At 71.4% G+C, this 20,508-nt stretch carries 20 protein-coding genes; 5 read left to right on the top strand and 15 right to left on the bottom strand.

What is annotated here, in order from left to right:
* Positions 1-60 precede the first annotated feature (60 nt).
* Positions 61-999, bottom strand: a complete 939-nt coding sequence (locus ABFX54_RS07455) for an AraC family transcriptional regulator (RefSeq protein ID WP_346102575.1) — start codon at positions 997-999, stop codon at positions 61-63.
* 140 nt (positions 1,000-1,139) lie between these two features.
* On the opposite strand from ABFX54_RS07455, the gene ABFX54_RS07450 reads away from it, so the two are divergent.
* Positions 1,140-2,867: an alcohol dehydrogenase catalytic domain-containing protein gene (locus ABFX54_RS07450; RefSeq protein WP_346102573.1), complete on the top strand. Its 1,728-nt coding sequence runs from the start codon at positions 1,140-1,142 to the stop codon at positions 2,865-2,867.
* A 30-nt stretch (positions 2,868-2,897) separates the two neighbouring features.
* Here ABFX54_RS07450 and ABFX54_RS07445 read toward each other — a convergent pair whose 3' ends face one another.
* From ABFX54_RS07445 to ABFX54_RS07435, 3 genes are read right to left on the bottom strand one after another with little or no spacing between them, the layout of a single operon-like run.
* Positions 2,898-4,859, bottom strand: coding sequence for an acetoacetate--CoA ligase (locus tag ABFX54_RS07445; RefSeq protein ID WP_346102571.1), 1,962 nt, complete (start codon positions 4,857-4,859; stop codon positions 2,898-2,900).
* A 58-nt stretch (positions 4,860-4,917) separates the two neighbouring features.
* The gene (locus ABFX54_RS07440; protein WP_346102569.1) at positions 4,918-5,814 is read right to left on the bottom strand and encodes a serine hydrolase; all 897 of its coding nucleotides are present in this window, start codon (positions 5,812-5,814) and stop codon (positions 4,918-4,920) included.
* Positions 5,811-6,728, bottom strand: coding sequence for a LysR family transcriptional regulator (locus ABFX54_RS07435; RefSeq protein WP_346102567.1), 918 nt, complete (start codon positions 6,726-6,728; stop codon positions 5,811-5,813). The genes ABFX54_RS07440 and ABFX54_RS07435 overlap by 4 nt, the downstream gene beginning before the upstream one ends.
* 99 nt (positions 6,729-6,827) lie before the next feature.
* On the opposite strand from ABFX54_RS07435, the gene ABFX54_RS07430 reads away from it, so the two are divergent.
* Positions 6,828-8,438, top strand: a complete 1,611-nt coding sequence (locus tag ABFX54_RS07430) for a penicillin-binding transpeptidase domain-containing protein (RefSeq protein WP_346102565.1) — start codon at positions 6,828-6,830, stop codon at positions 8,436-8,438.
* 57 nt (positions 8,439-8,495) lie between these two features.
* On the opposite strand, the gene ABFX54_RS07425 is transcribed toward ABFX54_RS07430, so the two are convergent.
* From ABFX54_RS07425 to ABFX54_RS07405, 5 genes are all read right to left on the bottom strand, one after another.
* A complete protein-coding gene (locus ABFX54_RS07425; RefSeq protein WP_346102564.1) occupies positions 8,496-9,203 on the bottom strand; it encodes an HAD family hydrolase in 708 nt (235 codons plus the stop codon).
* A gap of 90 nt (positions 9,204-9,293) precedes the next feature.
* On the bottom strand, positions 9,294-9,920 hold the full coding sequence (locus ABFX54_RS07420; RefSeq protein ID WP_346102562.1) for an HAD family hydrolase: 627 nt from the start codon (positions 9,918-9,920) through the stop codon (positions 9,294-9,296).
* 82 nt (positions 9,921-10,002) lie between these two features.
* On the bottom strand, positions 10,003-10,410 hold the full coding sequence (locus ABFX54_RS07415; RefSeq protein WP_346102560.1) for a DUF2690 domain-containing protein: 408 nt from the start codon (positions 10,408-10,410) through the stop codon (positions 10,003-10,005).
* A gap of 136 nt (positions 10,411-10,546) precedes the next feature.
* Positions 10,547-11,056: a DUF6912 family protein gene (locus ABFX54_RS07410; RefSeq protein ID WP_346102558.1), complete on the bottom strand. Its 510-nt coding sequence runs from the start codon at positions 11,054-11,056 to the stop codon at positions 10,547-10,549.
* A gap of 85 nt (positions 11,057-11,141) precedes the next feature.
* A complete protein-coding gene (locus ABFX54_RS07405; RefSeq protein ID WP_346102556.1) occupies positions 11,142-11,798 on the bottom strand; it encodes an HAD family hydrolase in 657 nt (218 codons plus the stop codon).
* Between the two features lie 142 nt (positions 11,799-11,940).
* On the opposite strand from ABFX54_RS07405, the gene ABFX54_RS07400 reads away from it, so the two are divergent.
* Positions 11,941-12,735, top strand: a complete 795-nt coding sequence (locus ABFX54_RS07400; RefSeq protein WP_346102554.1) for a F0F1 ATP synthase subunit A — start codon at positions 11,941-11,943, stop codon at positions 12,733-12,735.
* A gap of 85 nt (positions 12,736-12,820) precedes the next feature.
* Here ABFX54_RS07400 and nagZ read toward each other — a convergent pair whose 3' ends face one another.
* The 6 genes from nagZ to ABFX54_RS07370 all read right to left on the bottom strand — a co-directional run bounded on the left by nagZ (position 12,821) and on the right by ABFX54_RS07370 (position 18,081).
* Complete coding sequence (gene nagZ / locus ABFX54_RS07395; protein ID WP_346102553.1) at positions 12,821-14,125, bottom strand: beta-N-acetylhexosaminidase; 1,305 nt, start codon at positions 14,123-14,125, stop codon at positions 12,821-12,823.
* 59 nt (positions 14,126-14,184) lie between these two features.
* Entirely contained in the window at positions 14,185-15,864 is a 1,680-nt protein-coding gene (gene ptsP, locus ABFX54_RS07390) for a phosphoenolpyruvate--protein phosphotransferase (RefSeq protein WP_346102551.1), read from the bottom strand.
* Complete coding sequence (locus ABFX54_RS07385; protein ID WP_346102549.1) at positions 15,861-16,121, bottom strand: HPr family phosphocarrier protein; 261 nt, start codon at positions 16,119-16,121, stop codon at positions 15,861-15,863. The genes ptsP and ABFX54_RS07385 overlap by 4 nt, the downstream gene beginning before the upstream one ends.
* Positions 16,122-16,313: 192 nt before the next feature.
* Positions 16,314-16,760, bottom strand: a complete 447-nt coding sequence (locus tag ABFX54_RS07380) for a PTS sugar transporter subunit IIA (protein ID WP_106236692.1) — start codon at positions 16,758-16,760, stop codon at positions 16,314-16,316.
* An 11-nt stretch (positions 16,761-16,771) separates the two neighbouring features.
* Positions 16,772-17,008 carry a PTS sugar transporter subunit IIB gene (locus tag ABFX54_RS07375; protein ID WP_326630334.1) on the bottom strand — a complete coding sequence of 79 codons (237 nt, stop codon included), beginning with the start codon at positions 17,006-17,008 and terminating at the stop codon, positions 16,772-16,774.
* Between the two features lie 38 nt (positions 17,009-17,046).
* Positions 17,047-18,081 (bottom strand): SIS domain-containing protein, encoded by a 1,035-nt coding sequence (locus ABFX54_RS07370; RefSeq protein WP_346102546.1) that lies wholly within the window; start codon positions 18,079-18,081, stop codon positions 17,047-17,049.
* 123 nt (positions 18,082-18,204) lie between these two features.
* On the opposite strand from ABFX54_RS07370, the gene ABFX54_RS07365 reads away from it, so the two are divergent.
* Together ABFX54_RS07365 and ABFX54_RS07360 are read left to right on the top strand one after the other, a co-directional pair.
* Positions 18,205-18,945: a GntR family transcriptional regulator gene (locus ABFX54_RS07365; protein WP_346102544.1), complete on the top strand. Its 741-nt coding sequence runs from the start codon at positions 18,205-18,207 to the stop codon at positions 18,943-18,945.
* 129 nt (positions 18,946-19,074) lie between these two features.
* On the top strand, positions 19,075-20,391 hold the full coding sequence (locus ABFX54_RS07360; protein WP_346102542.1) for a PTS transporter subunit EIIC: 1,317 nt from the start codon (positions 19,075-19,077) through the stop codon (positions 20,389-20,391).
* Positions 20,392-20,508 lie beyond the last annotated feature (117 nt).

Below are 20,508 nucleotides of genomic sequence, written 5' to 3'. Positions count from 1 at the left end.
CGATCCCGCTAAATCGGCCTTTAGTGGAAAAATAGGCAGCGATACCGCGAAACCGCCCCCTTACTCCTGGACGCACTCCAAAACCGTGCGACGGTACCGTCCGGGCGCGACGCCGTAGTCCCGCTTGAACGCGTTGGCGAAGGCGAACTCGGACCCGTACCCCACCCGGCGGGCGATCTCGCTCAGCGGCGCGTCCGTCTCCCGCAGCAGCCGCCCGGCACTGGCCAGCCGCCACCAGGTGAGGTACGCCAGCGGCGGCTGCCCCACCAGCGCGGCGAACCGGCGCGCGAAGGCCGCCCGCGACAGCCCCGCCCGCGCCCCCAGCTCGGCCACCGTCCACGGATGGGCCGGATCGCGGTGGATGGCGTCGAGGGCGGCGCTGACGCCCGGATCGGCCAGCGCCGCCGCCCAGCCGTCGACCTGGCAGGCGCCGTGCGGGTCGGTGAACCAGGCACGCAGGATGTAGAGCAGCAGCATGTCGAGCAGGGACGACACGACGGTGTCCGCGCCCAGCCTCGGCTGGTGGATCTCGGCCCCCAGCAACTGGACGGCGGCGCGTACCTCGGAGTTGAGCCCCGGCCCCGCGGGCAGGTGGATCAGCTCGGGCAGGTCGCGCAGCAGCGGATGGGCCCGGTCGGGGTCGTGCCGGTAACCGCCGCACAGCAGCACCGTGCTCGCACCCTGCCCACCGGCCGACGCGGAGGCGAACAGGCCGTCCTCGTCCGACGGGTCGCACGCGGGCTCGGTCACCGGCGTGGACGGGTGATCGGCCATGGCGTATCCGTGGCCGTGGGGGAAGAAGACCACGTCTCCCGCGGACAGCGCGACGGGCGGCTCGTCCGGCGGCAGCAGCCAGCACGACCCTTGCAGGACCACCTGGAACCCGGCGGATCCGGAGGCCGAGGGGAAGCGCTGCCCCCAGGGGGCGCGCCACTCGACGCGGGCCGAGCGGGGCCGCCCGGTCCGCATGATGGTGATCACGTCGCTCAGCACGTCCATACCGAGAACTCTAATCGTGAAGACGCTCGCGTATGACAGCGAGACGAGAACACATTGGACATCTCATCCCATCCTCCTATGGTTTCAGGCGACGCGGGTTTGAGTCGACGCGGCTTCATGTCGATCGGGAGGAGAGCGTGATGGGACGGATTCTGGTCACCGGGGCGACCGGCAAGGTAGGGCGGTCCGCGGTGGCGCTGTTGCGGCGGGCCGGAGCCGACGTGGTGACGGCGAGCGGCGCCACGGGCGACCTGCGTGACCCCGGCACGCTGCCGCTGGACGGGGTGAGCGCGGTGCAGCTGGTGTGGCCGTTCGCCACTGCCGAGGGCGCGCGGGAGGTGATCGAGGCCATCACCCGGCGAGCCGGGCGCGTGGTCTACCTGTCCTCGGCCGCGCGGCGGGAGCACGAGCGCGAGATCGAAAGGCTGATCGCGGAGACGGCCGATGAGTGGACGTTCCTGCGCCCACACGCGTTCGCGGCCAACACGCTGCGCTGGGCCAGGCGGATCAGGGCCGGGGCGGTACACGGCGCGTACGGGGCGGCGGCCATGCCACCCGTGCACGAGCGGGACGTCGCCGCCGTCGCGGTACGGGCGCTGCTGGACGAGGGCCACCACGGCGCGGCCTACGACCTGACGGGCCCCGAGACGATCTCCCAGGCCGACCAGGTGCGAATCATCTCCGAGGTCACCGGCATCCCGGCACGCTGGGTGGAGGTCTCGCCCGACCACGCCCGAGCAACTCTGGAGGCCGACGGCCTGCCGCCCGAGGCGGTCGAGGAGGTGCTGCGCGCCCAGGCGGACCTGGTGCCCCCGCCGACGCCGGCCACCTCGGCGCTCGCGGAGGCGCTACGAACGCAGGCGGAGTCGGCGCACCGGCCGGTGCCGGTTACCTCAGTGGTCGAGGAGGTCGCGAAAAGGACGGCGACGCCGTTCCGGCAGTGGGTGGAGGAGCACGTGGAGGACTTCCGCGTGCCCGTGGCAGCGCCCACCATGCCGGCAGCGCGCATGCACGGCTTCGGGGACGCCTCGGTGATCCACCTCGACACCGTGCGCACGCCCGAGCCCGGGCCTGGACAGGTGCTTCTGGAGGTGGCCGCGACCTCGTTCAACCCGTCGGAGATCGGCTTGCGTTCCGGACTGCTGCCGGAGGTGTTCCGGGTGGAGCCGCCGCACACGCTCGGCTGGGACGTCTCCGGCACGGTGGCGAAGATCGGGGCAGGCGTCACCGGCCTGGCCCCTGGCGACCGGGTCTACGGGATGACCGGCGGCGCGGCGGCCGGGTACGCGGTGGTCCCGGCGGACGCCCTCGTCAGGGCGCCGCGCCGGCTTCCGCTCGCCGACGCCGCGGCCGTGCCGGTGGCCGGGCTCACCGCCTGGCAGGCGGTCCACGAGCACGCCCGCGTCACTCCTGGCCAGCGGGTGCTGGTCAACGGCGCGGGCGGCGGCGTCGGCCTGCTCGCCGTCCAGCTCGCCGAACTGGCCGGCGCCCACGTCACGGCCACGGCCAGTCCGCGCAGCACCGAAGCGGTGCGCCGGCTCGGCGCCGACGAGGTGGTCGACTACACCGCGGCCCCGCTCCCCCGCGACATGGACGTCCTGCTGAACCTGATCCCGCTCGCCGACGAATCGGCGGCGGAGCTGGCCGGGCTCGCCCGGGTCACGGTCTCGATCGCGACCCCGATCGAGGGCGGCGCCCACTTCGTGATGCGCGCCGACCCCGGTCAGCTCGCCCGCCTCGCTGAGCTGATCGACGCGGGCGAGCTGACGGTCGAGGTCGCGGAGACACACCCGCTCTCCGAGCTGGCCCGCATCCACCGCAGGGCCGAGGCGGGCGATTTGCGGGGCAAGGTCATCCTCGTCCCCTGATGTACGAGGCAGGCGACCCGTACAGCCAGGTCATTCCCTGACGAAGTGGCGCAGCACCTCGGGGTTGGCCATGGCGTCCGGGTTGGCCGCCTGCTCCACGGGCGTCCCCAGCAGGATCTTGCGTACGGGCACCTCAAGCTTCTTGCCCGACAACGTACGCGGAATCCCCGGCACGACATGGATCTCGTTGGGCACGTGGCGCGGCGACAGCTCGGTCCGCAGGGCGTCGCAGATCGCCCGCTGCAGCGGCTCGCCCAGCTCGGCCCCCTCGGCGAGGGTCACGTACAGCAGCAGGCGCCCCTCCTGCCCGAGCTGGCCGGTGTCGATGACGAGGCTGTCGGCGATCTCGTCGAACCGCTCGACGACGCGGTAGAACTCGCTGGTGCCCATCCGGACCCCGCCCCGGTTGAGCGTGGAGTCGGAGCGGCCGTAGATGACGCAGCTCCCGTCCTCGTTGATCTTGATCCAGTCACCGTGCCGCCACACACCGGGATAGACGTCGAAGTAGCTCTCGGTGTAGCGCTCGCCGCCGGGGTCGTTCCAGAACTTCACCGGCATCGACGGCATCGGCTGGGTGATCACCAGCTCGCCCACCTCGCCGACGACCGGCTTGCCCGCCGGGTCGTACGACTCCACCCGCGCCCCCAGCGACCGGCACGGGATGATGCCCGCACGAATCGGATGCAGCATGGTGGCCCCGACGAACCCCGTGCACACGTCGGTGCCGCCGGAGAACGAGCCGAGCGGCGTGCCGGGCAGCTCGGCGGCGAGCCAGGCGAACCCTTCGGGCGGCAGCGGCGAGCCGGTCGAGCCGACTCCGCGCAGCCGTTCGAGGCCCTCGGGACGGATGCCGGCCTTCAGCGAGGCCATGATGTACGGCGCCCCGACCCCGAAGTACGTCACGTCCTCCGAGTCGGCGATCCGCCACAGCGCGGCCGGTGAGGGGAAGGTGGCCGAGCCGTCGTAGAGCACGGGCGTGGCCCCCACCAGCAGGCCGCCGATGAGGTAGTTCCACATCATCCAGCCCGTGGTGGTGTACCAGAAGAACACGTCGCCCTCGCCCAGGTCCTGGTGGAAGGCGAGCGACTTGAGGTGCTCCAGCACCACGCCGCCGTGCCCGTGCACGATCGGCTTGGGCAACCCGGTGGTGCCGCTGGAGTAGAGGATCCACAGCGGATGGTCGAACGGCACCCGTTCGAACTCCAGCGGCCCCTCCTCGGCCCGCAGGCCCTCCCAGCCGATCACCTCGCCGTGCGGCACCTCCTCGGTGTGCCCGGGGCCCGGTTCGGCGTGCTGCGGCGCCTGGCCGTCGTCGGCGGCCGCCAGGTAGGGGATCCACACGGTCGCGCGGAGCGTGGGCAGCGCGGCGGCGATCTCGTTGACGGCGGCGGAGCGGTCGTAGCTCTTGCCGTTGTAGTGGTAGCCGTCGACGGCGATGAGCACCTTGGGCTCGATCTGCTTGAACCGGTCGACGATGCTCGGCACGCCGAAGTCCGGCGAGCCGGCCGACCAGATCGCGCCGAGCGAGGCCGTGGCCAGGCAGGCGATCAGGGCCTGCGGGATGTTGGGCAGGTAGGCCGCCACCCGGTCGCCCCGGCCCACGCCGAGCCGGACCAGCCCGGTCCTGACGCGGGCGACCTCCTCGCGCAGCTCGGCCCAGGTCAGCTCCTGCCGGCCGCCGTCCTCGGAGACGAACACCAGCGCGGTGCCCTCCGTACGGCGCAGCGCGTTCTCGGCGTAGTTGATCGAGCTGCCGGCGAACCAGGTGACGTTCGGCATCTCGCCCGACAGCACGGGCCCGTCACCCCGGTCGCCGATCACGTCGAAGTAGTCCCAGATCGACGTCCAGAACTCGGCGGGATGCTCGACCGACCAGCGCCAGGCGTCCTCGTAGTCACCGGACCGGCCCAGCCACCGCAGGTAGCGGGTCAGCTTCGCCGACGCCACGATCTCTTCGCCCGGTTCCCACAGCAGCTCGCCCTCAGCAACCATGTGCCCCATCCTGTCGCCCGTCCAGGGGAATGTCATACCCGCCTTTCCCCATAACTTGCTACCTCCGTAGGTGGTCCACCGCCATACGCGCCGAGGTTCCGATCACCGCGTCGGCTCGCGGCTGGTTGAGCGCGGTGCTGAACGAGCGGGTGAAGACGGACACGGCGTACCGGCCGCCGTCGGGGTAGTCGACGACGCCCGACTCGCAGCGCAGGGTCGGCAGAGTGCCGGTCTTGCCGCTGACGGCCACGTCGTCGTACGGGAATCCCGAGGCCAGCCGGTGCGGCCACACCTGGGCGTTGAGCACGGCCCGCATCCAGGCGCACGAGGCGGCGGAGGCGGCCTCGTCCCGCCAGATCATGCCGAACAGCCGGGCCATCTCCCGTGGGGTGCTGCGGTTGGAGCGGGCCGGATCCAGCGCGCTCAGCCGCTCTATGTCGTCGGGATCCACGAACGGCCACCCGTGGCCGGTGTCACGGCCCAGGCTGTCGACGCTCTCGCCCGCGCCCTGCACGACGCGCGTCCCGTCCAGCCCGAACAAGTCCAGCATGGCGTTGATCGCGTCGTGTCCGACCCGGGCGAGCAGCGTGTCGGCCGAGGTGTTGTCGCTCACCGCGATCATCAGGTACGCCAGGTCGCGCAGCGAGATCGTCACCTCGTCGAGCATCGCCGAGATGCCCGTGGGCCCGGGCGAGCGGCCGGACGGCGGCACCGTGACCCGTTCGGCCAGGTCGAGCAGGCCGGCGTCGGCCTGCCTGCACAGCGCCACCAGCAACGGCACCTTGAACATCGAGGCCATGGGCAGCGGATCGTCGGAGCCGAGCCCGATCTCGCGCCCGGTGTCGATGTCGGCCGCGTGCAACCAGCCGGTGACGCCGGCCGTGCGGAACAGGCTCTCGAAGTCGGGCGCGCTCATGCCGGCATCCCCGGCCTGCGGCTGACCCGCCGCGCTCATGCCAGCATCCCCGGCCTGCGGCTGACCCGCCGCGCGGTCGCGGCGCCCTCGTCCGTCATCCCGGCGCTCTCCTTCAACGTCCGTACGGCCATGGCCGAGAAGTCGGCGGTCGCGGCCGTCACCGCGCGCCAGGCGGTGGAGACCCGGCTCGCGATCGGCGAGCCTAGCAGCGGCCGCCAGGCCAGCCCCGGCAGCTCCATCCGCGGCCCGAACGCCACCGCCGCCCCCGCCAGCACCAGCCCGAGCCCGGCGCCCTCGTGCACCTGCTGGGGGACGAACCCCTGGCGGCGGCATTCCGCCAGCACCTCGGCGTGCCAGCCGGGCTCGCCCTCCTTGGGCGGCATCAGCAGCTCGCGCCCGGCCAGGTCGGCCAGGTGCACCTCGCCGACGCCGGCAAGCGGGTCGGTCGCGGCCAGCAGCACGCCGTGGGCCTGCACCAGCAGCTGCCCGAAGCGCAGGCCAGGCGCGCTGACCGGGTGGCGGACGAGGCCGACGTCGATCGTGCCCTCGGCCAGGGCGGTCACCTGGTCGGCGGTCCAGATCTCGGCGGGCGCGAGGCGGACGTCGGGGCTGGTCTCTCGGAAGCCCGCGACCAGGGCGGCGAGCACGGTGGCGGCCAGGTCGGGCGGCACGCCGACCTTGAGCACGGCGCCCTCGCCCTGCCGGGCCAGCTCGTGCAGCCGCTCCACCCTGGAGACGATCTCGCGGGCCTCGCCGAGCAGCAGCCGGCCCGCCTCGGTGAGCCGGACCTGGCGGGCCGAGCGGTCGAAGAGCCGGACGCCGAGCTCCTCCTCCAGGCGTTTGACGCGCTGGCTGAGCGGCGGCTGGGCCATGCCGAGCCGGATGGCCGCGTTGCCGAAGTGGAGTTCCTCCGCCACCGCGATGAAGTAGCGAAGGTGCCGGACCAGGTCCATGACCAGCCACTATATCCAGCTTTATATCTATGTGACCCTCATATCAGTATTGGACACCTATGTCGCATCTCTGATGTCCTCTGCGTCATGGCACCACAAATGGGGACAAACTACGCCCACCTGCGGCCGGAACGGCCGGTGCGGCGCCGCAGGAGATGGCCGTGGATCGTGGCGGGGGTGCTGATCCCGCTGCTCGCGGCCGGCGGCGTGGTCTGGGCGCTGCGTACGGAGGGCACGCCCGAGCAGACGGCCGACCGTTACCTCGCCGCCTGGACCGGCCAGGACTACGCGGCGATGCGCGAGCTCGTCACGGACCCGCCGGCCGACTTCGAGACCTGGCACCGCCGCTTCCGCGCCGACCTCAAGCTCACCCAGGCGAGCTTCACGCGTCCCCGCCCCACGGGGGTCTTCGCCTCCGAGAGCTCCCCCGACGGGAAGGTCTCGTTCCACGCGAAGCTGGCCGGGCCGCTCGACTGGGACTACGACGGCGAGCTGCGGCTGGTCGAGCGCGGCGGCACGTGGAAGGTGGCCTGGACGCCCGCCGCGCTCCACCCGCTGCTGAAGAAGGGCCTCTCGCTGCGGGTGACGACGCGCCGGGCCGATCCCGTACGGGTCCTGGCCGCCGACGGCACCGACGTGGGCGGCGCGGACGCCCCCGGCTCGGTGCAGCAGCTCGTCGAGGGCATGAAGCAGACCTTCCCCGACCGCTTCGAGTCGCCGATCCACTCCGGGATCGCCCTCTACCAGGGCGACCGGCTGGTCAAGAACGTCGTCGAGCCCGGCGGCTACCGGCCGATCCAGACCACCATCGACCTGAAGGTGCACCGGGCGGGGGCCCAGGCGGTCAAGGGCGTGGACAAACCGGTCTCCCTGGTGGCGCTGCGGGCCTCGACCGGGGAGATCCTGGCCGTGGTCAACGCGCCGGGCGGGTTCAACCGGGCGCTGCTCGGCAAGTATCCGCCGGGCTCGACGTTCAAGGTCGTGACGGCCTCAGCGCTGGTGGCCGACGGTGTGGAGCCGGACCGGCGGGTGTCGTGCCCGGCCGAGAAGAACATCGGCGGCTTCCCGTTCCACAACGCGGGCTTCGAGGACTTCGGCACGCTGTCGTTCCAGAACGCGTTCGCGCACTCCTGCAACACCACGTTCGGGGAGATGAGCGTGGCCCGGCTGAACGGCGGGCGGCTGGCCGAGGTGGCCAGGAGCTTCGGCTTCGGCTCCGCGATCACCCCGGGGGTGCCGGCCGTGCGGGCCGAGTTCCCCGACCCCAAGGACGACACCGACCTGGCCTCGGCCGCGATCGGGCAGGGCAGGGTGCTGGCGAGCCCCCTGAACATGGCCTCGGTCGCCGCCGCCATCGCCTCGGGCGCGTACGTGCCGCCCCGGCTGGTCACCGCCGAGCACATCCCCGACCGGCAGCCCGACAACCCGCGCCCGCTGGAGAAGGGGGTGGTGACGGCGCTGCGCGCGCTCATGCCCGCCGTCGTCACCGACGGGACCGCGCACGGGGTCAGCTTCCCGGCCGGAACGGCGGGCAAGACGGGGACGGCGGAGTACGGCTCGGGCGAGGAGCCGCCCGCGCACTCGTGGTTCATCGGGTACCGGGGGGATCTGGCGTTCTCGGTCATCGTGGAGGGCGGCGGGGCCGGCTCGGCCGTCGCGGCCCCGATCGCGGCCCGCTTCCTCAAGGCCCTCGGCAAGGCCGTCGGCTGACCAGCGGCCGGCGGCGAGGGCCGGCGACGGGTTGCGGCGGCCCGTGACCGCGCTCGTTCAGCCTGCCTTGCGGTCCAGCGGTGAGGTCAGGCCCGCAACCGCGGCCACCACCTCGGAGGCGTTGGACAGGTCGGGCAGCACCACGTCGGCCCCCGCCTCGCGCAGCTCGGCCGCCATCGACCGCCCGGAGGCGACCCCGATCATCGCCGCCCCGCCGATCTTGGCGGCCTGCACGTCGCGCGTGGAGTCGCCGATCACCACGGTGTTGGCCGGGGTGAACGGCGTGCCGTAGCGCTGCTTGGCCCGCGACTGCGCGACCTGCAGCAGCGTCGCCTTGGGATAGACCTCCTCGCCGTAGCCGCCGAGATCGAAGTCGATGTGCTTGTCGAGCCCGAACGCCTTCAGCTTGTGCACGGCGTTGCTCTTGATCGTGCCGGTCAGCACGGTCTGGACCACGCCGTCGAGCCGCGAGACGGACTTCAGCGCGTCCTTGGCCCCCGGCATCATCCGCCCCTCCTTGGCCAGCCGCCCGCGCCGGTCGGCGAACGCGGTGGCCAGGGCGGCCAGGAACTGGGGCAGATGACCGTCTTCAGCCACGATGCCGTTGACGGCGAGCGTCTCGAAGACGATCTCGGAGTCGGGCCTGCCCATCGGGGGGACGAGCTTGACCAGCGGGCGCCCGGTCACGAATCGGAACGCCTCGGCATAGGCGTCCCTGGTCACGATGGCCACGTCGACGAGGGTCAGGTCGACGTTCCACAGCACAAGGCGGTTGATGGCTGCCTCCTGAGTAATCCCTGCAAGGGTACGGCCGTCGCCGCTCTCAGGGCTCCCGCCTCAGGAATTCAACCACGATCAGGCATAGTCCATGGCCTCGGCCAGGGTGTCGACCACCGGCAGCCCCATGCGCTCCAGCTCGGCCCTCGGCGTCATGCCGCCGGTGTAGAGCACCGCCCGGGCGCCGACGTGCTGGGCGGCGAGCCCGTCGTCCACACTGTCGCCGATCACCAGGATCTCCGCCGGGTCGACGCCGATGGCCGCGATGTGGGCGGTCATGTGGGCGGCCTTCTCGCCGCCGGTGGCGCCGGTGAGGCCGTCGACCCTGGTGAAGTGCCCGGTGATGCCGAACGAGTCGACCTTGGGCACCAGGTGGGCGTGGGGCGCCATCGAGCAGAGCGACTGGGTGCCCGTCCAGCCGGCCAGCGCCGCCTCGGCGCCCACGGCCAGGCCGCAGACGTCGGCCAGCCGGAAGTAGTGGTCGTGGAACCCGGTGTCGAGCAGCTCCCATTCGCCCTCGTCGAGGGGGCGGCCGAGCATGCGCTCGTAGGCGAGCCAGATGGGGCGGGTGTAGACCGCGCGGAATCCGTCGGCGGTCAGCGGGGGCAGCGTGTACGGCTTGAAGACCTCGTTGGTGGCACCGACCACGGCGTCGATGTCGTGGAAAAGGGTGCCGTTCCAATCCCAGATGATGTGTTTCGTCATTTCCCGCCAAGCGTAGACGGCGGGTATGACATTCCGGTGAACCGGGGGCGCGGGCCATGTGGCCACCGCCCCCGGCGCGGACCTACTTGCAGGCCTTGGGGGTGGTGCCGGAGCCGTTCTGGCCGCCGCGACCGCCGTTCCACTGGACGGAGACGCTGCCCCAGGCGCACATGTTGTTCGCCCAGAGCATGTTGCCCCAGTGGCGGCCGGCGTTGCCGCGGTTGAACCGGAACGCGTCGTGGCGCCCGTCCTTGGTGTACACGTGGATCGTGCCGGTCATGCTGGTGCCGGTCTTGACCTCGATCCAGTTGGTCTTGCAGCGGCCCGACCACATGAGCTTGATCGTCCCGACCTCCCCGTTCACCCGGCTGGTGATCTTGGCCGACTTGACCACCCGCGCGGACGTGCCGCAGCCGCTCTTGTAGGGGTCCTTGTGGTCGTACGGCTTCGCGGACTGGGCGTGCGCGGGCGAACCTGCCAGCAACGTCACCGCTCCTACAGCAATCACCGCAAATCGACGCAACACGTGGAACCGACTCCTTTGACCAGATAACAATCTTCCCGTCCGGACCTTAGCGAGGCTTGACGCGGCGTGGTCAGGAAGCTCGCCCGGCGTGACCTCACCGTTACGAACGCAGCAGGTCGGGAATCTCCTGGGTCGCGTACCACATCAGCTCGTGGGCCTCGGCGCCGTCCACGGTGAAGCGCGCGTCGTCGTCACCCGCGTCGGCGGCGGGCAGGGCGGCGATGGCGGCCTCGATGTCGGCCGCGGCGTAGTCGTCGTCGATGTGCACCGCGGCCACCTTGGCCAGCGGGATCGGCTCGGCGAGGCGTACCCTGGCCCGCTCCTCCAGGTCGGCGCCGGCGCTCGCGGCGCGATCGGGCACCTCGGCCGCGACCACCACCCGCTTGGGCGGGGCCGCGACGCCGTCGGCGCGGTCGGCGGCCAGCATCCGCAGGGAGGCGCGGGCCGCCTCGGTGAGCGCGACGTATTCGAGCTCCTCGGTGTCGCCCGAGGCGTACCACTCGGTCAGCGCGGGGGTCACCGCGTAGCCGGTCAGCGGGGCCGGGCCGAGCTCTCCCGCCTCGACCGCCGCGGCCAGGGCCACGAGAGTGCACGGCAGATAGACGCGCATGAAGAACCTTTCCAAACCACGGGGAAGCTGCCTCACCAGATCGCAACCTTACTCATTGCGCCTGGTCACGAGCGTGCGGACGGGACTACTTCCGGTCTCTTTCGCGCAGGGTGAGACGCAGGACGCCCTCAAGCTCCGCGATGGTCGTGTCCGCGTCGCGGTGATGGATGCCGTTGATGCCCAGCGCGCGAGCGGCGACGATGTTGGCCTCGATGTCGTCGATGAACACGCACTCCTCGCCGGCCAGCCCGATCCGGCTCAGCGCGTGGCGGAAGATGCGTTCCTCCGGCTTGCGCATGCCGACCTCGCCGGAGATCACGATCTCGTCGAAGAGCTCGTCCCAGTCGTCCCTGGGGTAGGTGTGCGACCAGGAGTTGGACAGCAGGCAGGTCCTGACGCCGTTCCTGCGGACGTCGCGCAGCATGTCGTGCATGGCGTCCACCCGTTCGAAGCCGGCGAACATCCGCTCCAGCAGCCCTTCGGCCACCGGCGGCACGCCGTCGAGGGTCACCAGGCGGGCGGCCAGGTCGCGCTCGAAGAAGGACGCGTCGAGCTCACCGCGTTCGAGCGCGTGCACGACGTTCTCGCCGTCGCCGCCCTTGTAGGCGTGATCGATCAGCTCGCGCATCACGGCGTAGTAGTGGTCGCGGTCGATCCTGTCCGCCACGATCCAGCGCGCGATGGAGTCGGAGAGGCTGGTGGTCAGCACTCCGCCCCAGTCGATGAGCACACCGGTAACCATCGTTCTAGGGTAAAGCGTCGCGGAAACGAGTCATACCGCCGGGTACGCCATTGAATTCCGGATTTAACCCCATAAAAAGGACGTCCTATTTGTCCGGCTAGGGTGACCCTCCAGCGTTCATCGCTCATCAGAAGGGACCGCCGTGCGGACGACGATCCTGATCACCTCCCCTGACCAGTGGACCGCCCCCGGGCTCGACCTCTTCCAGTTCGCGCCGATCATTCCCGGAGGCCCCGAGTGGTTCACCAAACCCGTCCTGATCGCCCTGCTCAGCTCGGTCATCGTCATGGCCGTGTGCTGGGCCGCGTTCGCCAAGCCGAAGGTCGTGCCGCGCGGCTGGCAGAGCCTCGGCGAGTACGCCTACGTCTTCGTCCGTGACCAGATCGCCCGGCCCAGCCTGGGCAAGGACGCCGACCGCTGGATGGGCCTGCTCCTGACGGTCTTCCTCACGGTGCTCGTCTGGAACCTGATGGGCGTCGTCCCGCTCGTCCAGTTCCCCGTGGCCGCCCACATCGCCTTCCCCGCGGTGCTGGCGATCAGCGTGTACGGCATCAAGCTCTACCTCGGCGTCCGCCACCACGGCGTGCGCGGCTATCTGCGCGGCATCGTGCACCTGCCGGGGCTGCCCGGCTGGGCGTACGCGCTCTACGCGCCGATGATCCTCGCCGAGGTGTTCCTCACCTCGCTGTTCACCCACTTCGTCCGGCTGTTCGCGAACATGTTCGCCGGCCACATCATCGTGGCCTTCTTCAGCTCGGTGGGCTTCTGGTTCCTGTTCGAACGGCTCACCCCGCTCGGCGCGGGGCTCGGCGTCCTCGGCGTGCTGATGGCGATCGTGATGACGGCCTTCGAGCTGCTCGTCCAGTTCCTGCAGGCGTTCCTGTTCGCCATGCTCGCCGGCATGTTCATCGCCAGCGGGCTGCACGGCTCGCACTGACGCCCACCTCGGACGCCGCCTGCGGACGCCGCCTACGGACGTCACCTCGAACGCCGCCGCCACCGTGAGCAGGCGCGTCGCGGCGCTAGCCTCCGGCGCGGGCGGCCAGCTTGCGGTGGGCGGCCGAGCGGAGCACGCCGGCCGCCCGCTCCGCCGACGCCACCGGCGCCCCGGCCAGCAGTCCCCTGTTCTGCTTGAGCGTCAGCAGCCTGGTGACCGACTGGTCGAGGCGCTCGCGCGAGATCCGCCCCGACTTCACCGCCGCCAGCACGGCCTTGTACGCCTTCGGCAGATCGTTCGGCATGAGCAGCAGGTCGGCCCCGGCCAGCACGGCCCGCACCGCGATCTCCCCGTCGTCGTACTTCTTGCGCGCCCCCGCCATGTTGAGCGCGTCGGTGGAGATCACGCCCTTGAAGCCGAGCTTCTCTCGCAGCAGGCCGGTCAGGATCGGCTTGGACAGCGTCGCGGGGTCGCCGGACGGATCCAGCTTGGGAAAGACGATGTGGGCGCTCATCACGGCGTCCACGCCCGCCGCGATGGCGGCCTTGAACGGCGGCGCGTCGATCCGCTCCCACTCCGCCTTCGTGTGCTTGATCACCGGCAGCCCCGTGTGACTGTCGACGGAGGTGTCACCGTGGCCGGGGAAGTGTTTGGCGGTCGCCGCGATCTTCGCGTCGGCGAAGCCCTTGACCGCCGCGCTCACCATCTTGGCCACCCGCTGCGGGTCGTCGCCGTAGGCGCGGCGGCCGATGACGGGGTTGCGCGGGTTGACGTTCACGTCGGCGACCGGGGCGAAGTCGAGGTTGACGCCGAGCGCGCGCAGCTCCTCCCCCGTCGCCTTGGCCACGGCCCGCGCCAGGCCGGTGTCCTTGGTCGCGCCGATCTGGGAGGCGCCGGGGAAGTCCGTCATGAGCGCGGACATCCTGGACACCAGGCCGTTCTCCTGGTCGGTGCCGATCAGCAGCGGGACCTTCTTGGAGCCGCGCTGCAGGCCGTTGGTGAGGCCGACGACCTGGCCGACGCTCTTCACGTTCTGCGGGAAGAGGATCACCCCGCCCAGGTGGTATTTCGCGACCACCTTGGCCGGGGTGCCGGCGGCGTAGCGGGCCTGGTTCTCGCCGGAGACCGTGGCGGCCGTGGTGCCGTACAGGACCGGCATGAAGAGCTGGCCGACCTTCTCCTCGACGCTCATCCCCGACAGGGCGCGCTGGACCGGGCTGGGCGCCCCGGGCGTGCGCTGGGCCGGGGTCGCCGGCGGCGTGCTCTGCGCCATCCGGGCGGGCGGGGCGGCCCTGCCTCCGGTCGGATCCGTCCCCGCGGAACCGCCGCCACCGCCGCACGCAGTGAGCGCGATCACCAGGAGCCCTGTCGTACCGATCCGTCGAAGCATGCCTCCAAAGGTATCCATCCGACGACCCACCCGGGCCCACGCCCGCCCGTGCGTCCGGGCTACAACCCCAGACCGGCGAGGCCCGGCAGGTGGACCAGGGCCGCCGTGCGCGCGTCCGACGCCGACGGTTGCGCCCGCGCCTCCCGCGCCGCCGCACGGCACTGCTCCAGCGAGTGCGCGGCCAGCCCAGCACGTACGCCGGCCAGCGCCGACGGCGCCATCGACAACGACGAGACCCCCAGCCCCACGAGCACGCAGGCCAGCGCCGGATCGGCGGCCGACTCCCCGCAGACCCCGCACGGCTTGCCCGCCCGCGCGGCGGCGTCGGCGGTCATGGCCACCAGGTCGAGCAGCCCCGGCTGCCAGGGGTCGTGCAGCGCGCTCACGGCCCCAAGCCGGCGGTCGGCGGCGAAGGCGTACTGGCTCAGATCGTTGGTCCCGATCGAGACGAAGTCGACCATGGCGATCAGGTCCGCGGCCCGCAGCGCGGCGGCCGGGACCTCGATCATGACGCCGACGTCCGAGAGCCCGTGGTCGGCGCACTCCCTGGTGAACCAGGTGGCCTCCTCGGCGGTGGCCACCATCGGCGCCATCACCCGCAGCCCCGCGCCGCCGGCCTCGGCCGCCGCCGCGGCCAGCGCGGCGAGCTGCACGTCCATCATCCCCGGCGACTTCATGAACCTGCGCAGCCCGCGCTCACCCAGCGCCGGGTTCGGCTCCGCGGGCGCGGGCAGGAAGGCCAGCGGCTTGTCCGCGCCGACGTCGAGCGTGCGCACGACCACCTTCTCCCGGGGGAACGCCTCCAGCGCCGCCCGGTAGGCCCGCCGCTGCTCCTCCTCGGACGGCGGGTCGGAGCGGTCGAGGTAGAGGAACTCGGTCCTGAACAGCCCGATGCCCTCGGCTCCCGCGGCCACGGCGGCGTCCAGCTCGGCCGGGCCGCCCACGTTCGCCAGCAGCGGCACCTGATGACCGTCGGAGGTCGTTCCTGGACCGTTCCAAGAGGCGAGCGCGGACCGCCGGGCCGCCGCGGCGTCGACCGCGTCGGCCACGTCGGAATCGGCGGGCGCGACCCGCACCTCGCCGGAGGTGCCGTCCACCATCACCTCGACGCCCGCCGCGATGCCGGTCGCGCCCGGGCAGCCCACGACGGCGGGCACGCCGATCGCCCTGGCCATGATCGCGGTGTGGCTGGTGGGGCCGCCCTCCTCGGTGACGAACGCGGCCACGTCGTCCCTGGACAGCAGCGCCGTGTCAGCCGGGGCCAGATCCCTGGCGACCAGCACGTACGGCCGCTCGGGCGCCAGCGGCAGCCCCGGCATGGCCTGCCCGTAGAGCAGCGCGATCACCCGGTCCCTGATGTCGCCCAGGTCGGCGGCCCGCTCGCCCAGGTAGCCGCCGGACCCCGCGAGCACGTCCCGATATTTCGAGAACGCCTCGAAGACCGCCCTGGGGGCGGCCAGGCCGCGGTCGATCAGCGATCGCACCTTCACGACCACGCCGGGGTCCTCGGCCATCAGCGCCTGGGCCTTGAGTATCTCCTCGGCCTTGCCGCCCGCCTGGTTGCCGCGGGCCTCCAGCTCGCCCGCGACCTGGGTGAGCGCGGCCATCGCGCGCTCCTTCTCCTGCTCCGCCTCACCGGTGTACGTGGCGCCCTCGGGGGGTTCGGGCACGGAGACGGTGAGCACATAAGAGGGGCCGTGCCCGATTCCCGGGCTGACCCCCACCCCCCGCAGGTTCATGGCGTACTGGCTATCGCGGCCAGCTCGTCGAGGATCTCCTCCGAGCCCTCGCCTTCGGCGGAGATCACCACGGTCTCGCCCTGCCTGACGTCCAGGGCCATGATCGCGAGAATGCTCTTGCCGTTGACCGAGTCGCCGCCGTGGGACTTCGTCACCGTGATGTCCATAGGGGCCAGCTTCGCCCGCTGGACGAACGTCGCCGCGGGACGGGCGTGCAGCCCCACTTCCGCCGCCACGGTGACCTTGCGTTCACCCATTGTCGTCGTTCCTCCTTCGCTACCGGTCCAGACCAGCCGGACCTCCGTCTGCCGATGCCGCCCGGTCCGGGGCGAAACCTGGCGGTACTGCCTATTGTGGCGGGTCCTGCCGGTAACCCTTCGCGTACTTGCCCGCGACCGGCGTCCTTCCTCACGCGACCGGCGCCGCGCCCAAGCTGATGAGGACGTTCCCTATTCCCACCGGAACAGCTCGTCGCCCACGTGCACCGCGCCCTCCGCGAACCCGGTCAGGGCTCCGGAGAGCGCGTCGAGCGCGACGATCGGGCAGACGGGCGAACGCCCGCCGGCCTCGATGGCGGCGGGGTCCCAGGCCACCACCGGCTGCCCGGCGCCGACCCGGTCGCCCTCGGCGGCCAGCAGCCGGAACCCCTCCCCCTTGAGCTGGACCGTGTCGATGCCCAGGTGCACCAGCACGCCCCGGCCGTCGTCCCCCACGATGACGTACGCGTGCGGATGCAGTTTCATGATTTTTCCCGCTATGGGGGCCACGGCCTGGCCAGGCCCCCGCAACGGATCGATCGCCGTTCCCGGACCGACCATGCCCGCCGAGAAGACCGGATCGGGCACAGCGGCCAAACCCACAGCTGCCCCCTCAACCGGGGCGAGAACAGTCGTCATGGTCTCGCCCTTTAGCCGATGATGTCCTCGATGTCGCTGGCGATCGTGTCCGCCTCCGGTCCGACGACGACCTGGACCACGTTCCCCGTGGCCATCACGCCATGCACGCCGGCCGCTCTGAGCGCCGCCTGGTCGATCTTGGACGCGTCGTGCACCTCCGTACGCAGGCGGGTGATGCAGGGCTCTATCTCGATGATGTTGTCGGCGCCGCCCAGCGCGGCGATGATCGCGTTCGCGTCGGCCGCCATCAGGCCCTCCCTCGGATTGACACTCTGACCAGGCTAGATCAGTCGGTCTGGGTGACCTTGTTCAACCCGCGCGGCGCGTCGGGGTCGATGCCGAGCCGGCGCGCCAGGGCCTCGGTGAGCAGCTGGCCGGGCACGATCAGACCCATGGGGGCCAGCCATTCGGGCAGCTCGGGGCCGTTCAGCGCGGCCGTGCCGGCCTGGGCGAGCGCGGTGCCGCCGCCGATCGTGTACGCCGCCGCACCGGCCGCCACCACCCGCTCGGCCAGAGCGACGGTGCCCTGCAGCGTCGGGCTGTTCTCGGCCGCCACCAGCAGCGCGGGCGTGTCGGCGTCCACGACGGCGATCGGGCCGTGCAGCAGGTCGGCGTACGACAGGCCCATGGCGTGCAGGTAGCAGGCCTCCTTGAGCTTCAGCGCGGTCTCCAGCGCGGTCGAGAACGCCAGCCCGCGCCCCGAGACGACCACGCCCGGCTTGTCGAGCAGCCCCTCGACCACGGCCTCCAGGTCGCCGGGCTCGGCAATCAGCTTCTCGACCGCCTCGGGCACCCGCTGCAGCTCGTTCACGTCCACGTCCGCGCCCAGGCCGATGGCCAGCACGGCCAGCGCCGCCAGCGCCGTCGTGTACGTCTTCGTCGCCGGGACGGCCTTCTCCTCGCCCGCCACCGTGCACAGCGCGACGTCGGCCGCGCGGGCCAGCGGGCTGTCCTCGCCCCCGTTGGTCACCGCGACGGTGCCGGCCCCGCACTCCTTGGCCCAGGCCAGCGTCTCGACGATCTCCTCGGTCCGCCCGGACTGCGAGATCGCGACCGCCAGCACCCCGTCCAGGTCGAGCTTGCGCTTGTACGTGGTCGCGATCGACGGCGCGGCCAGCGCCGACAGGCGGCCGGCGTGCGATTCCACCAGGTAGCGCCCGTACACGGCGGCGTTGTCCGAGGTGCCGCGGGCGATGAACAGCAGCTGGCGGGTACGCTCGCCGATACCGCTGATCTCGTCGATCTTGGGAAGCAGGGAGTCCAGTGTGGCCCGCAGCGCGGTCGGCTGCTCGGCGATCTCGCTGCGCATCTTCGTGGTCATCTCGGGCTATCCCTCAACTCATTACGGATCTGACTTGACCGTCTTTCGCGACATGTGGTCTAGTCCGGACTAGACCAGTACGAACCATAGCCCATTGCCCAGGTAGTGACGAGGGGAGGATCCGTGGCGCACATCGATCCGGACAGCCCGGTGCCCAAGTACTTCCAGCTTCGCGAGATCCTGCTGGACCTCATCGACAGTGACGAGCTCAGCATCGGCGCGGCCATCCCGTCCGAGCGCGAGCTGTGCCAGCGCTTCGGCCTGTCCAGGATGACCGTACGGCAGGCCGTCGACCACCTCGTGTCCGAGGGACGCCTGCACCGCGTGCCCGGCAAGGGGACGTTCGTCGCCCGGCCGAAGATCGAGCTGGCCCTGCAGCTCACGTCGTTCACCGACGACATGCGGGCCAGAGGCATGATCCCGGGCTCGCGCGACCTCGACCGCCGCGTCGTGCGCGCCAGCGCCCACCTGGCCAAGGAGCTGGGGATCCAGCCGGGCGAGGAGGTCCACTTCATCGAACGGCTCCGCACCGCCGACGGCGAGCCGCTGTCCATCGAACGGGCCCACATCCCGGTCAAACTCGCCCCCGACCTGGCCGAGCACAACCTTTCCGACAGATCGCTGTACGAGCTGCTGGAGAGCAGGTACGGGCTCGTCATGGACGCGGGCGAGCTCACCATCGACGGCGGCATCGCCGACCCGAGCGACGCCGACCTGCTCAAACTTCCCCGCGGCGGGGCCGTGCTGCTGCTGCAGCGCCGGTCGTTCTCCGGCGGCGTGTGCGCGGAGCTGGGGGTGTCCACGTACCGCGCGGACCGCTACCAGCTGCGTACCATGCTGGAGATGCCTTCACGACGAGGCTGACCGCTCCGGCTCCTGAGGCGACCCCACCCCGCCGCTCCTGGAGCCGGAGGCACCCCCTGGAGTCAGCCTTCCTTCCCCCTTGAGCTCCGGCCCCGAGACCGGCTCCAACACGCCTCGGAGGAACGCCCGGTGAACGAGACCAGCGCCGCCGCCCGGCCTTCGCCGTTCGCTCGCGTGATGTCCGTGCTCCAGCGGCTGGGCCGCTCCCTCATGCTGCCCATCGCCGCCCTGCCCGCCTCCGCCCTGCTCCAGCGCTTCGGCCAGCCCGACATGCTCGGCTCCAACGGCGCCGCGCCGGGCGGTCTCGCGGACGTGGCCGGGCTGTCCTGGATGAACCAGGTGGCCGAGGTGCTGGAGGCGGCCGGGGCGGCCCTGTTCGAGAACCTGCCGCTGCTGTTCGCCGTGGGCGTGGCGATCGGCTTCGCCCGCAAGGCCGACGGCTCCACCGCGCTCGCCGCCGTGGTCGGCTACCTGGTCTTCGACCGGGTGACGAAGGTGATGTTCTTCGGCTCCGACATCAGGGACACCGTCCTGCTCAGGGAGGCCCAGCCCCAGGGCGTCAAGGAGATCATCAACTACGGGATGCAGAACCCCACCAAGGTCCTCGGCGGCATCGTCATCGGCCTGGTCGCCGCCCTGCTGTGGCAGCGCTTCCACCGTATCAAGCTGCCGTCCTGGCTGGCGTTCTTCGGCGGGCGACGCTTCGTACCCATCATCACCTCCATCGTGGCGCTGCTCATCGGCGTGGGCTTCGGCTGGCTCTGGCCGGTGATCGGCGAGTGGATCCGCCACGCCGGCGAGGCCCTGGCGGCCATCGGCCCGATCGGCACCGGCATCTACGGCCTGGTCAACCGCCTGCTCATCCCCCTCGGCCTGCACCACTTCGTCAACTCCGTGGTCTGGTACGTGGTGCCGCAGTGCGAGGTGAACGGCCGGGTGCTGGGCGGCGACTGGAACTGCTACTTCGGCGGCGACCCGACCTCGGGCCAGTTCATGGCCGGATTCTTCCCGGTCATGATGTTCGCGCTGCCGGCCGCCGCCCTGGCCATGTGGCGGGCGGCGCCCAAGCACCGGCGGGCCACGGTGGGCGGCATCATGCTGTCGGCGGCGCTGGCGTCGTTCGTCACGGGGATCACCGAGCCGATCGAGTTCGCCTTCATCTTCGTCGCGCCGCTGCTGCTGGTCGTCCACGCGATCCTCACCGGCCTGGCGATGGCCCTGACCACGCTCATCGGCGGCCAGCTCGGCTTCGGCTTCTCCGCCGGGCTGCTGGACCTGCTCCTGAACGCCGGCAAGTCGAACACCCAGAACCTGGCGGGCATCCTCGTCCTGGGGGTGATCTACGGCGTCGTGTACTACGTCGTGTTCACGTTCCTGATTCGCAGGCTCGACATCATGACGCCGGGCCGCGAGCCCGAACCCGACCTCGACTCCGGCGAAACCTGACCCGGCGCGTTTCCTGGAGATCCACTTCCGGGTAGTAACCGTTCATCCCCCGCGACCCGAACGGATCGACGCACACGCGTGGGGGTGAGCACGATCAAGCTCCCGTCCTGGACGTCA

Origin of the sequence: Nonomuraea maheshkhaliensis (assembly GCF_039529435.1) — a bacterium.
Classification (GTDB): Bacteria; Actinomycetota; Actinomycetes; order Streptosporangiales; family Streptosporangiaceae; genus Nonomuraea; species Nonomuraea maheshkhaliensis.
This window is presented reverse-complemented; position numbering and strand designations above follow the sequence as displayed.

What these genes read in the sequence shown, in the direction of transcription:
- ABFX54_RS07455 (WP_346102575.1), bottom strand. Translation starts at nt 999, where the DNA reads ATGGACGTGCTGAGCGACGTGATCACCATCATGCGGACCGGGCGGCCC.
- ABFX54_RS07450 (WP_346102573.1), top strand. Translation starts at nt 1,140, where the DNA reads ATGGGACGGATTCTGGTCACCGGGGCGACCGGCAAGGTAGGGCGGTCC.
- ABFX54_RS07445 (WP_346102571.1), bottom strand. Translation starts at nt 4,859, where the DNA reads ATGGTTGCTGAGGGCGAGCTGCTGTGGGAACCGGGCGAAGAGATCGTG.
- ABFX54_RS07440 (WP_346102569.1), bottom strand. Translation starts at nt 5,814, where the DNA reads ATGAGCGCGGCGGGTCAGCCGCAGGCCGGGGATGCCGGCATGAGCGCG.
- ABFX54_RS07435 (WP_346102567.1), bottom strand. Translation starts at nt 6,728, where the DNA reads ATGGACCTGGTCCGGCACCTTCGCTACTTCATCGCGGTGGCGGAGGAA.
- ABFX54_RS07430 (WP_346102565.1), top strand. Translation starts at nt 6,828, where the DNA reads ATGGGGACAAACTACGCCCACCTGCGGCCGGAACGGCCGGTGCGGCGC.
- ABFX54_RS07420 (WP_346102562.1), bottom strand. Translation starts at nt 9,920, where the DNA reads ATGACGAAACACATCATCTGGGATTGGAACGGCACCCTTTTCCACGAC.
- ABFX54_RS07410 (WP_346102558.1), bottom strand. Translation starts at nt 11,056, where the DNA reads ATGCGCGTCTATCTGCCGTGCACTCTCGTGGCCCTGGCCGCGGCGGTC.
- ABFX54_RS07405 (WP_346102556.1), bottom strand. Translation starts at nt 11,798, where the DNA reads ATGGTTACCGGTGTGCTCATCGACTGGGGCGGAGTGCTGACCACCAGC.
- nagZ (WP_346102553.1), bottom strand. Translation starts at nt 14,125, where the DNA reads ATGCTTCGACGGATCGGTACGACAGGGCTCCTGGTGATCGCGCTCACT.
- ptsP (WP_346102551.1), bottom strand. Translation starts at nt 15,864, where the DNA reads ATGAACCTGCGGGGGGTGGGGGTCAGCCCGGGAATCGGGCACGGCCCC.
- ABFX54_RS07385 (WP_346102549.1), bottom strand. Translation starts at nt 16,121, where the DNA reads ATGGGTGAACGCAAGGTCACCGTGGCGGCGGAAGTGGGGCTGCACGCC.
- ABFX54_RS07380 (WP_106236692.1), bottom strand. Translation starts at nt 16,760, where the DNA reads ATGACGACTGTTCTCGCCCCGGTTGAGGGGGCAGCTGTGGGTTTGGCC.
- ABFX54_RS07375 (WP_326630334.1), bottom strand. Translation starts at nt 17,008, where the DNA reads ATGGCGGCCGACGCGAACGCGATCATCGCCGCGCTGGGCGGCGCCGAC.
- ABFX54_RS07370 (WP_346102546.1), bottom strand. Translation starts at nt 18,081, where the DNA reads ATGACCACGAAGATGCGCAGCGAGATCGCCGAGCAGCCGACCGCGCTG.